The organism is Phytobacter sp. SCO41, assembly GCF_003073275.1.
Taxonomy (GTDB): Bacteria; Pseudomonadota; Gammaproteobacteria; order Enterobacterales; family Enterobacteriaceae; genus Phytobacter; species Phytobacter diazotrophicus.
In genome coordinates this window covers 1,922,728-1,935,342 of sequence record NZ_CP027225.1, presented here as the reverse complement: position 1 = coordinate 1,935,342, position 12,615 = coordinate 1,922,728, and the positions used below count along the sequence as shown (strand labels likewise).

General features: G+C 38.9%; 8 protein-coding genes. All 8 read right to left on the bottom strand.

Features of this window, described 5'->3' with window-relative positions:
* Nucleotides 1-123: 123 nt before the first annotated feature.
* The gene (gene rfbA, locus C5523_RS09235; RefSeq protein ID WP_108700989.1) at nt 124-990 is read right to left on the bottom strand and encodes a glucose-1-phosphate thymidylyltransferase RfbA; all 867 of its coding nucleotides are present in this window, start codon (nt 988-990) and stop codon (nt 124-126) included.
* Between the two features lie 16 nt (nt 991-1,006).
* Complete coding sequence (rfbB, locus tag C5523_RS09230) at nt 1,007-2,071, bottom strand: dTDP-glucose 4,6-dehydratase (protein ID WP_108700988.1); 1,065 nt, start codon at nt 2,069-2,071, stop codon at nt 1,007-1,009.
* A gap of 452 nt (nt 2,072-2,523) precedes the next feature.
* Nucleotides 2,524-4,551 carry a hypothetical protein gene (locus tag C5523_RS09225; protein ID WP_108700987.1) on the bottom strand — a complete coding sequence of 676 codons (2,028 nt, stop codon included), beginning with the start codon at nt 4,549-4,551 and terminating at the stop codon, nt 2,524-2,526.
* 5 nt (nt 4,552-4,556) lie between these two features.
* Nucleotides 4,557-5,747: a glycosyl transferase family 1 gene (locus tag C5523_RS09220; protein WP_108700986.1), complete on the bottom strand. Its 1,191-nt coding sequence runs from the start codon at nt 5,745-5,747 to the stop codon at nt 4,557-4,559.
* A 21-nt stretch (nt 5,748-5,768) separates the two neighbouring features.
* Complete coding sequence (locus C5523_RS09215) at nt 5,769-8,096, bottom strand: hypothetical protein (protein WP_108700985.1); 2,328 nt, start codon at nt 8,094-8,096, stop codon at nt 5,769-5,771.
* Between the two features lie 4 nt (nt 8,097-8,100).
* Nucleotides 8,101-9,498, bottom strand: a complete 1,398-nt coding sequence (locus tag C5523_RS09210; protein ID WP_108700984.1) for an ABC transporter ATP-binding protein — start codon at nt 9,496-9,498, stop codon at nt 8,101-8,103.
* The gene (locus C5523_RS09205; RefSeq protein WP_108700983.1) at nt 9,488-10,300 is read right to left on the bottom strand and encodes an ABC transporter permease; all 813 of its coding nucleotides are present in this window, start codon (nt 10,298-10,300) and stop codon (nt 9,488-9,490) included. The genes C5523_RS09210 and C5523_RS09205 overlap by 11 nt, the downstream gene beginning before the upstream one ends.
* Nucleotides 10,297-11,454 carry a glycosyltransferase family 4 protein gene (locus tag C5523_RS09200; protein ID WP_108700982.1) on the bottom strand — a complete coding sequence of 386 codons (1,158 nt, stop codon included), beginning with the start codon at nt 11,452-11,454 and terminating at the stop codon, nt 10,297-10,299. The genes C5523_RS09205 and C5523_RS09200 overlap by 4 nt, the downstream gene beginning before the upstream one ends.
* Nucleotides 11,455-12,615 lie beyond the last annotated feature (1,161 nt).

Genomic DNA, 12,615 nt, shown 5'->3' with positions numbered 1-12,615 from the left:
CTTCACCGTGGGCAGAAACCTGACGGCTCGGAGACTTATAGAAATCCATAACATCCCTTGATAATAATTAAAGTTAATGGCCATGAATTAGTAATTTTACTTCAGGGTATAAAACCCCACAGCCTAAATATTCACCAAATGAAACAAGTAATAGCCATATTCAGTTTTACCCATTTTTTGAGCCTGCTCATTAACTTTATCCTTGGTAATCCATTTATTATTATAAGCAATTTCTTCAAGACAGGCGACTTTAAAACCTTGCCTTTTTTCTATTGTATGGATGAATTGAGATGCTTCAAGCAAACTATCGTGTGTCCCTGTATCCAGCCAGGCAAAACCACGTCCTAAACGTTCAACATTTAAATTACCGGTATGGAGGTACATTTCATTCAACGTTGTGATTTCTAACTCACCTCGTTTAGAAGGCTTTACCATTCGCGCCATATCTACAACATTTTTGTCATAGAAATAAAGACCTGTCACCGCCCAGTCAGATTTCGGTGCTTTAGGTTTCTCTTCAATTGAAATGGCTCTGAATTTATCATCAAATTCTACAACACCAAAACGCTCCGGATCACGGACACGATACCCAAAAACTGTTGCACCATTCTGACGGCGCGAAACCTCAATAAGTTGTGGCGCAAACCCCTGACCAAAAAAGATATTATCGCCTAGCACCAGGGCACAACTATCTCCATTGATAAATTTTTCACCAATTAAAAAGGCTTGTGGCAACCCTTCCGGGGAAGGTTGAACCGCATAAGTAAAATTGACACCAAACTGGGAGCCGTCTCCAAGTAGTCGCTGGAATGCAGGCATATCGATGGGGGTACTAATGATTAAAATATCCCGAATCCCGGCCAACATTAATACCGATATAGGATAATAGATCATCGGCTTATCATAGATAGGCAGGAGTTGCTTCGAAACACCTTGAGTAATTGGATACAGGCGAGTGCCAGAACCACCGGCCAGAACAATACCTTTCATTCTTACTATCTCCTATTTATTGGCTCATCCCAAGTCTCTCTCCCGCATAAGAGCCGTCCAGCACTCGCTTCCACCAAGACTTATTATTTAGATACCAATGGACGGTTTTCTCGATCCCACTCTCAAAGGTTTCCAGAGGTTCCCAACCCAATTCGCGTTTAATTTTACTGGCATCGATTGCATAGCGAAGATCATGGCCCGGTCGATCGGTTACAAATGTAATCAAGTCAGCAAATTGCTTGATGTGTCCAGGTTTATGTTCAACTACGCGATCAAGAATGGCGCAAATCGTTTTCACCACATCAATATTTTTACGCTCGTTGTGCCCACCAATATTGTAGGTTTCCCCGCTTATACCTTCGGTTGCAACTTTGTATAACGCTCGGGCATGATCGTCAACATACAACCAGTCACGGATTTGTTCACCATTTCCATAAATTGGTAGAGGTTTACCTGCAAGTGCATTCAGAATAGTCAACGGAATGAGCTTTTCCGGAAAATGATAAGGTCCATAATTATTCGAACAATTTGTCACTAGAACCGGAAGATGGTAAGTGCGGTTCCATGCATAAACTAAATGATCGCTTCCTGCCTTACTTGCTGAATAAGGACTACTTGGCGCATAAGGCGTTTCTTCGGTAAACAGACCGCCCGTCCCAGCCAGATCTCCATACACCTCATCAGTCGAGATATGATGAAAACGAAATACTGACTTTTGATATTCGTTAAGCGAGTTATAGTAATGGCGGGCGGCTTCTAAAAGGATGAAAGTTCCAATTATGTTCGTCTGAATGAATGTGGCTGGCCCGTCGATTGAGCGATCCACATGGCTTTCTGCCGCCAAATGCATCACAATATCTGGTCGAAAATCATTGAACTGCCCTGCAACACCTTTAGCATCAGTGATATTCGTTCGCGAGAATGAATAGCGTTCATTGTTTGCTATTGGAGCCAAAGACTCCAGATTACCCGCGTAGGTTAAACAATCGACAACCCGAACTTCATCATGTGTATTTTCTATGATATGACGAACAACAGCAGAACCAATAAAACCAGCTCCACCGGTAACAAGGATCTTCATATTCTCTCTCGTTTTCAATGGACTAATAATTTATATAACTAAGTCCTTCTTCGATTTCAGGCACAGTACTAAGGAAAAATTACGAAAAACTACGGCACTATGACTGAAACGAGGTATTTATGGGCTGCTGACTTCGCAATTTTTCCATACGGTGAGGCATCAGCAAACGTGAACTAGTATGTAGATAAAATTATAAGTTTTTACATTTTTAGCGTATTAATCTGACACCATCAAAATTAATTCCTATCACTCACCATAAATGAATCATCCGTCTCAAGAATATTGATATTTTATATTTATATTTATATTTATATTTATATTTATATTTATATTTATATTTATATTTATATAACATAATAATACGAGCGAAGGCAGGTGGTAAATGTTACTTACCACCATGAAAGAAAGGGTTAATCCGAGTGGTAATATATAAAGTCCCCGGATAACAGTTCCTATTTACGATAGAAATTTTTTTTGTAAAATACTGCGAGGTCAATCGTCAATGCTAAAACGTTTTTATTTAGCCAGGTAAGATTGTCACGGTTACGTATACCTTCGCTCCACTGATTCGCTTTGATAAAACTAATCAAATTCTTTCTATAAACTTTATTCCAGAGAGCACCTAGTATTTCACGGGTTGAAGGTACCTGGCTCTTTTTAACATAACCACCTAAACCAAATGTTTCATTATGGTTTAAATTGCTAAAAGCATCTGTCAGCGATTTGTTATTCCCGCTAATCAATACGTCCCACACTTTTAAGGCGTAGCCGCGCACTTGATCATGTGTAAGTCCATAACTTAACACTGCTATAGAAAAGGATTCCATACCCGCCAGAATCCCTTCCTGAAAGGTTTTAGTAAACTTACTCCACGCGGTGTTTTCATCGTCATCAATTTTACGGATAGCAACGAATTTTCCATTTTTTTCTTCATACCCCGTGACGCTGCCTGAAGGGGAATTGGTGATCATCTCAATGGGTGCGACCGAATCAAGAAAATGCGGATACTCCAGTTGGTGATTCAGATTCGGACCGAAAGCAAACTTCGATGTATTTGACGGCTGATCGTTTAGGAATTTTTGTAGCCCAAGGTAAACGCCGGTGAAATGAATATTTGGGTATAGCAAAGCAATGTTATCGTGAATTGTGCCACGCCAACCAACATCGACAATACAAACTTTAATATCCATGTCATCACGCAACCCTTTTGTCTCAAAATAGTGCTTTAAAAGGCTCCGTTGCTGTAGCACATGCTGCCAGAGTTTTTTCTTAAACGAAGCGTCATCAAATAATTGCTGAACGCGTGCATCCTGCCATGGATACTGGATCTGTTGTTCAGCAGGAATAGCATATTTATCAATAAGATCCTGGAACTCAGCAATATCAACATTTAGAGTTTTAAATAAAGCACCTAGAGATTGCGTGCTATATAAATTCCATACACGCATCATTTCTTTAAGACTGATTTCTTGCAATGATGGTGCAAAAGTCGCTAACCGGCTGACTTCAAGAATATCGATTTCTGGTAGTTTTATCTCGCTTACATTATTTTTGAAATGTTTAATCAAAACATCAAATGCTTTAATGAAAAACTCACCTTCGCGGGTGAGGAAGAATATTTTTTCACTACCAGAAGAAATGGCTCTTTCTAATATATTGAGACAAAAACCAGCAATTAATGGTGTGGTTTTCAGTCCCAATAAGAAATTATCCTTCAAATTCTCCGTTTCAGAGTGTTCCTGGATTATGTTATTAATAAGTGTCTCGGTTAGAGCATCATTATTATTCCAGAGAAACTCTTTTTGCTCACGCAGTTGATGCTGTTCTGTCGGGAGATATCGAATGCTGTTTATGCCTTTTGATGCTGGCATTTTTACGTCAGACCATTCATTATCACCAATATGCACCCAATCAGTAGGAGATAGCTGATATTTTTGCTGAACAAAATCGAAGAGTTTACCGCTGCGCTTATTTAAACACACGTCAATTGATGAAACTCCGTCCGCAATGATCGAAGCATGCATACCTGCGCTGTTAAGCAATTTTTTCAAATCATCAGCTGATGTATAGAAATCCGACAGGAATAGCGTAGTATCAGCAGGATACTGTGCCAAAAATTCTTTAATACCAGGGTCAAGGTAGATGTTTTTTTTCTCTTGCTCCATTTCCCAGTTATACAGCTCATGAGAAATCGCTGCGGTATCATACTGCTCTGCAGAGATATAGTTTTCTACCCAGCGCCGTATAACATCTTGAATCAGATATTCATCATCATAGCCAAGCGCCATATTCTCTTGACCAATGGTATGTTCTGTTTCTACTCGCTTAACAAATAGTTGTTCAACAGAGTCAATGTTGTGAATTTTGTGATATTTCAGGAAAAAATAATATGAAGTTGAACGTTTTATGAAGTCTGGATGACAGTTACGCCGCAGAATAGTATCCCATACATCGACTGTTTTGAGTTTAAATTTTTTCATCTGGATTATTTCTTCAACTTAAAATAAAGAGCACGTAGCGGGGTACGAACAGATACAGGTAAACGCAGCGCGATTCGTTTTAAAAGGCTCTGGTGAGCAAATGTTAATGTATTTGCAATATCTGGCCTGGCAAGCGATGCTTCAAAAGGAGATTTTCTGTATGAGCGGGGAATGTCTTCACCCGTAGGGAGCTGACCATTCATGACATTATTGAATGCGCGGTAAAACCCTTCTGTCTCTGTTTCAAGCGTCCGACCATTCATAAACTTCTGGCCAGCATGACTCATTTTACTAGATAAGTCTGAATCGTTAAGAATCTTCATTATCCCTGCAGCAATACTTTCCGGGGTCTGTTTACATAATAACATTGCTTCTTCGTTAAAATCGTAAAGGTTATTTACGCGCCAGACTTCTACAACCGGTAACCCTGCATTCATCATCTCAAAGGGAATACGAGAAGGGTTAGACGAACTAATACATAGCCCCACGGAACATTTATTATACAACTCATTACATGAAGCCAGATCTAGCAACCCAAGGTTTTCATGCTCAAACCACAAGCTATCATTAATCGATGAACCATAAAGATATATTTTAACATCAGGCATGCAGTGCTTAACGATGCCTAAAGCTTCAATACCGATGCGTGAGCAGCGCCTTGGTTTATCAGGCTGATAGATAAAGCAAACAGCTTTCTCTTTTTTTATCGTCGGAATACGTTTATAGATATTATTATTTGCTCCGAACTCAAAGTGGTAGCTGTTAACCGCAAAATCGTCATGCAGTTTATGGCGCAGCCAGCGGCCGATTGTGATTGGCGTAAGCCCATAACAATATGAATTCTCGGCCATTAGATAAGCGTCACCTACGGGGTTAAAGTAGGCTTCGAAGTCCTGAACAAAGTACAAACGTTTGCAGTCAAATGGAAGTGCAGCAACGAAAGGCGCTGAGTACCATATTGTTGCCACTGCCGCATCACAGGGTTGGGCATTATTCCAGTCATAAACTACATTTTCGAATTTCATGCCGAAAAGTTTATGGATAACTTGAGCACCACTGATTTTTCCGCTCTTATCTTCAAGATAGATAACACAGGTATGACCCATTTTCTCAAGATAAGAAGCGTGCTGCAGCATTGTGCGATGACCACCAGATCCTTCAATGAGTTGTGGAATAAACCAAGCAATATTAGCCATTGTAACCTTTGATAAATAAAATTATTTTATATTTAGTATGCGTAGTAAAAGCCCTATTACTGGCGTGCTATTAATCTTACGCAGAGTCGATCTGGCCCGTTCGAGATCCGCAGAGAGTTGGGCCATGTGTAGTTCTTTTTCATCATTTAACGCAATGATTTCATCATTTTTATGAAGCAATTCAGCAATTTTTTGTTCCTTAGTGCTAACTACCTCCTGTAAACCTTCAATCACCTGATTTTGCTGATGAATAGCCTTTTCGCGTTCATCAATTACGCTTTTCTGGACCGCGACCGCATTGTCACGCTCACCTATTATGCCCTTTTGAGCCGCAATCGCATTATCACGCTCATCAATTAAGTCTTTCTGCAGCGCGATCGCATTATCACGTTCGTCAATTAAGTCTTTCTGCACGGCGATCGCATTGCCACGTTCATTAATTAACTCCTTCTGCGTGGCTATCACATTATCACGTTCTTCAATAATGTTCTTATGCGCCGCAATCGCAATGTCACGCTCATTAATTAAATTCTTCTGCGCCGCGATCTCATTGTCACGTTCATTAATTAAATTCTCCTGCGCCGCGATCATATTATCACGTTCATCAATTAAGCCAGTTTGCAAACGAATGGTATTATCACGCTCGTCAATCATTTGCGACATATTATTAATAGCATTCATGCGCTCATGTAGCAGAGCCGACCAAGTATTATTGTTATCATTACTTAATATATTGAATTTCCTGGAAGGAATTGCATTCTTAATATTCACCAACTTGATAATCCAATCAATAATGTCATGATAAATAAATAGAACAAAATTGAACGGCTGAGATACTTTACCGACCAGTTCCTCGGAGTTATGATAAAATAAATGTATGCCTCTTTTAATCCCTCTTTCAATAGTTATCTCAGCACAAGATATTTTATTCAAAGAAATCAATATAACGGACTGCATATATAGACTTTGTAATATCTTGGTGCCAATTGAAGGACTAAATTTTTCAACACAAGAATTCGCCGCGTTTGAAAAGTGAATTAATGCCTTAATTTTATCATCATTTCTATTATAAATAAGGCCTAATAGTGTCGACAGTGAAATGTACCAGCGGTATTGATGAGGTGATGGTTTAGCCAATTTTAACACTTCGGAGCAATAGTTTAGAATCTTGGCTAAAATTTCCTCAGCATCATCATCATTGCTAAGCAATTGATATCCTAATACTGCTAGTGCGGCCGCATAGTCGGGGCTTCTAGGGTCGTAATGGTGCAAAATTTGTCGGCTATATTGCTTAAGATGATATGCTGAGTGATTTCTGAACGGAAATTCAACAATACCACGAATTAGCCATGGGTGAGTATAATCTCTCGCAAAAGCTAAAAGATTTTTTGGTGGTGATGGGTAGCCGTAAATAGTCTCTTCATATATCATTGACGTCTTTTCTAAAGGGTTTTTCATAAATACACATAGTTCAGGAGAGGGTGTAATATCTTCTCCATAATGTATTTTCGCCTTCAGATTGCCATGTTCATAGATGAAATAGACTTCTGGCTGAACATTCAAATTTTCTAAGGAATAAATAATTTCTTTATTTATTTTTAGAAAAAAATAGCGACCAGCTGGTAATAACCTGGCGGTTATATTGCCCAAGGATTTAATCAAATCATCATCTGAATATTTATCAACTACAATGAAATGATAGCCCAACTCTTTGAATAAAGCTTCGTCGATATTGTCTAACGAAGAGACTTGAACCACAGATGCTTTTGTCTGCTCTAACAAAAGACATTTAATGTCATTGGCTGAGTCGTCTGACTCGGAAATAACAAGCACCCTGTCCCCAGGGCGTACATAGGGCAGGGCTTTCGTGATATTTTTCCTGGTAATCTCATTTTCGCCTGGGATATCCGCTAATTCATTTAGTTGCCCCTGGCCAAAGCTTAGCACCATCCTGAGATGTTGCTCGCTATTGAACGAACTATTATAGCCCGGGTTAAGCAAATAAAAAGAAGAATCCAGCCGATAGCCTAAGCGATGTGATACCTTAACAAAATTAAAGTAAAACTCACGTTGACTTTCTGTCACTAATATATCGATGGCGATTTTTTTTACCGAAGATTGTGCCGATAATCTGATAACGTCAATATATTCTTCGAATTTACCTTCGTTATCGCTAATCAGAATAAAGTCAGCTTTATTATCATCAATAACATCTGCTAAATGCGCCACATCCTCGCAATAGCATACTTTATAACCCTTCTCAGCAATCAGAGCTCCTGATTCCTGAGGATAATTACATAGTAGATAAACACCGGGGCCAAGATAATCAGTGATAGAAATATCTTTCATCAGTTTACCACTCTGCGTTCATTTTTAGGTCTAATATGCCACCGAAAAAATATTCATCGCGCAAGACGTTGACATGGAAGAAAGCAGCTTCATCACGCCAGTGCAGAATACGTTGCGAGAAATAGTTTGGTGTACCCTCATAGGACACGGCAGCCTGTATCTCATAGAGATTTGTTCCAAGCGTACATTCAAATTCCATATCAACATGAAAGCGATCTCCGGCTTTAAATTCACGCTCCCAGAACTGCGGTTTTTCGAGCTGGTTGAAGCGGGCAACCATGTCCTGGTTTAACGTACCCCATGAATAAATCTTTACGCCTTCTTTATTGCGTATGCGGATACCAACATTGATATGATTAATATCTTTGTTCACTTTGCAATTAACTCGAATTTTGATTTTATCACCAGGATTAAATGCATTGCTGCGCTCACCAGACGCTGTGAACAGTTCAACACCTTCTACTTCCGCTTCACCTTCACCGAAAGATAATTTATCGGTACGTGACGGGACAGTTTCCTCTACCAGGGTATTCTCTGCGCAAACGGCAGTCTCAGCAGGTGGGGTTTTATTTTCCTCTCGGGTAGCTTCGGCATGCGCGGCCACATCCTCTGCTAACTGGGAGAAATATTTACTCTCTTCCTGATGCAGTAAACGACGGTATTCAAGTAGCACCTCTGAGGACAGACCTGTACTAAGTTGAGTTCCTCGATCGAGCAAGATTGCCTTATTTGTTAAGGTACGCACAGATTCTTGATCGTGAGAAACAAACAGCAGAGTAACTCCATTGCTTGTTAACTTCTCAATTTGCTGGAAACAGCGCTTCTGAAACAAAGCATCACCAACAGCAAGAGCTTCATCAACAATAAGAATGTCAGGCTCGAGCTGCACTTGAACAGCAAACGCCAGGCGCACCATCATCCCGCTTGAGTAGGTTTTCACCGGTTGATCAAGATGTGCACCAATATCAGCAAATCCCGCAATGGCATCGAACTTAGCATCTATTTCTGAGCGCGATAATCCAAGGACAGCACCATTGAGATAAATATTTTCCCGGCCCGTAAACTCTGGGTTAAAACCTGAACCTAATTCAAGCAGCGCAGCAATTCTTCCCTTGGTTTGAATACTACCAGTCGTCGGCGTTAATGTGCCGGTTATTAACTGTAGCAAAGTACTTTTACCTGAGCCATTACGTCCAATAATTCCTGCTGATTCACCTTTTTTTATTGTAAAATTGATATTATTTAAGGCCCAAAACTCGTTGTAATAGCGATGGACTGGTCTTCCTGCTATGCACTGGAATTTAGGTAGAATAAATTGTTTCAGTCTATCCCGGGGGGAAGAGTAGATATTATAGCATTTGCTAATGTTAGTTACGCTAATCGCAATGTTATCAGAGGACATCGGCAAAACCTTTCTTTGTTTTCTGGAAAAACGCAAACCCAGCAGCACAGACAATTAAACCAACAACCATATTAATGGCGAACATAGTCCAGTTTGGCTCACTACCCCAATAAACAACTTTTCTTGCTTCCTCAATCATGAATGCTAAAGGGTTAAGCATGACGATTTGTTGGAAATCAGCAGGGAGTGCCGATAGCGGATAAAAAACAGGTGACAAGAACATTAAAATAGTCACTAAGATACCGATCGTTTGTGGCACATCGCGAATAAATACACCAAGTGATGCTAAAATCCAGCTTAACCCAAGAATAGAGAGCATCAGCGGAATGGTTATAACAGGTAGTAAAAGAACTGTAAGATGTAGTTGTTGTTTGAATACTAAAATAGCAATAAATAAAACAATTAAACTTATACAAGCATGGAATAATGCCGCTAGTAAATTAGCCACCGGTAAAATTTCAATCGGAAACACAACTTTTTTCACAAAATTCACGTTTGAAACAATTAGACTGGTTGATCGGTTTATACACTCTGAGAATAAGTTAAAAACAATCAAACCGGTAAATAGTATTATGGCAAAATCAGCATGACCTTCATTTGGAGTATTTCCCCAACGCGATTTAAAAATAACAGAGAATACAAAAGTATAGACTGCCAGCATTAGTATCGGATTAAATAATGACCATGCCAGACCAAGGAAAGAGCCCTTATAGCGCCCCATCACGTCTCTTTTTGACATTTGCCAGATCAACTCTCTCTTCTGGATAAGTATTTTAGAAATGTTTACTAATGTTCCAATCATTTTTTATATCGCTTTGTTGTACTTAGCAAGTGGCTATAAACACGTAATGTTTTATCAATGACTATTTCTTTACTAAATCTTTCTTTAACGATTTTTGCGGAACGCCGCCCAAATTCTTTCCTTATGTGACTATTTTGCAGCAGATACAAAAGCTTACCTGAAATTTCATCAGCACTATAATTTTGAATAACACAACCGTTAAAGTCGTCTATAATAATGGCCTTGCAGCCGGCGACATTACCAACAATACAGCTGCGACCTATGGCGCAAGCTTCGATTATTATTCTCGGAACACCTTCTGAATACATCGTTGGCAACACAACAATATGACTGTTTTTTATTAACTCGTGAATATCATTCCTTCTTCCTAACCATACAATTTTCCCGTCTTTTTCCCAGTCCAGAATTTGCTCTAACTCAATTCTATCTGGATCACAATCATCAAGAATACCGGCAACATATAATGTTATGTTTTTAATATTTTTATGTTTTAATTGCTCAACCGCTTCTACAGCAACCCCGAGTCCCTTTGACCATAGCAAACGGCTTGCGAATAAAATTGAAAAATGATGCTCATCGGGCTCTGGCTGATAGGAGAAGCGAAACCGATCAACGCCCGCACCTTCGATAATATGCACATTATTTTTGTTAAAATTAATATATTTATTAAGCTCAACAAAATCAGCTTTATGTTCAAAAATAATATTCGCAGGGCTCTTTGAGGCTAACAGATAGCGATAAACAGATACTACTGTTTGATAAATCAGATGATTTAACCAGCCATCTTGCACACTGAAAAGTCTGCCTAACCCAACAAAACTGACAATAAATGGTATTCCAACTAAACGAGCATATAAGCCACCAAAAATAATAGGTTTTATTGTAATAAGGTGAATTATGTCAGGATTTATTTGCTTACAATACTTTCGAAAAGAAATAAATATTGAAATATTTTTAAAGATATTTTTAGAAAACCGATTTAGTTTAATATCCCAGCACTTTATGCCTTTATCTTCAAGGTTTTTCTTTACAGTGTCGTCAGAAAAGCAACTAATGAGATGAACTTCATAGCCTTTATTGATGGCTGCTTCCGATCTGTCCAACCAATGTAACTCAAAATACCAAGCGGCATTAACGAAATATACTATTCTCATACTGTTCCTCAACAGCCCAGAGAAAGATTACACACACAGCAACCCGCAACGACTGACGCATGGTATTTTCTATCCATAACCACACAACGCATTTTTTTACGCAGTCTGGCTCTGATTTTTTTGATTTGCGATAATCTATTCACCGCGATATGTATTTCCTCTGAAAATAAGTCAATCACATCTTCTCTTTTTATCCTTTAGCCATTTTCATTCATTTCCACACCTGAACGCCAGTGCAATTAATTGCTGACTGACCGTGAACATTGTATCGCTAATGAAAATTCTTTGCCGATATATTTGATGATGTAATAACGAACGTGAATTTAAGGATTTTCTTCTTACCTGTTATTTCAGACCGGTGCGATACAGTCACACCATTCTTTCTGAATCCTTCCTCAAAAACCTATGGCCGAAAAATCCATCTTGAATATAACTAATAACATCTAATCTCTTTTACTTTGCGCTCATAATTTTTCGCTGATTTTTAACACTGCCTTCCAGCGAAGATGTGTTTATTCTTTATATAGGAAAAATGTCCACTATTACCTCATATACCACACCTAATTATATTCAATCGCAAGAAGAGAATCACCGTCACGCTATTGACTTCCTCATTAGCAACTTTTTAGCATCCCATGAAAACAATGGAGATAATTATCCCATCAGGTTCCAGAAATAAAGTTTCATATAATCGGGAAATTATATTAGATAATTTACACTCCATCATATATGACTAGCGACCGTCAGAAATAATCATTATATTTGATTTTGTCTGGATGCCGCCCAAGTTTTTTTTACAACCCATTGATAAATGTACAATTGCGCATATAAAAAAGACTTTTCATAATTTTACTCAGGTTGAAAAGATTATCGAAAAACAAAAAAATCAAAGCCAGACAACACAAAAACGCGTCGAGGGAGCACCTCACATCAGCGCTTGCACGCTGCGGAGTTTCGTAATCATTCTACGAGAATGCTACCGCCCTTAGCTATCGCAACCAAAGCGCGTTATCATTCCACATTATTGTGTCTACTTTCCCCTAACAATTAAATGATGGCCAAAAGCATTTCGCAGCGACCAATGGCCAAGCCTAGCGGCCAGAAGGAGTTTATCTTTACTCCTACGAAAATTAAATGGAAGTATTACTTAGCTCATAAAAC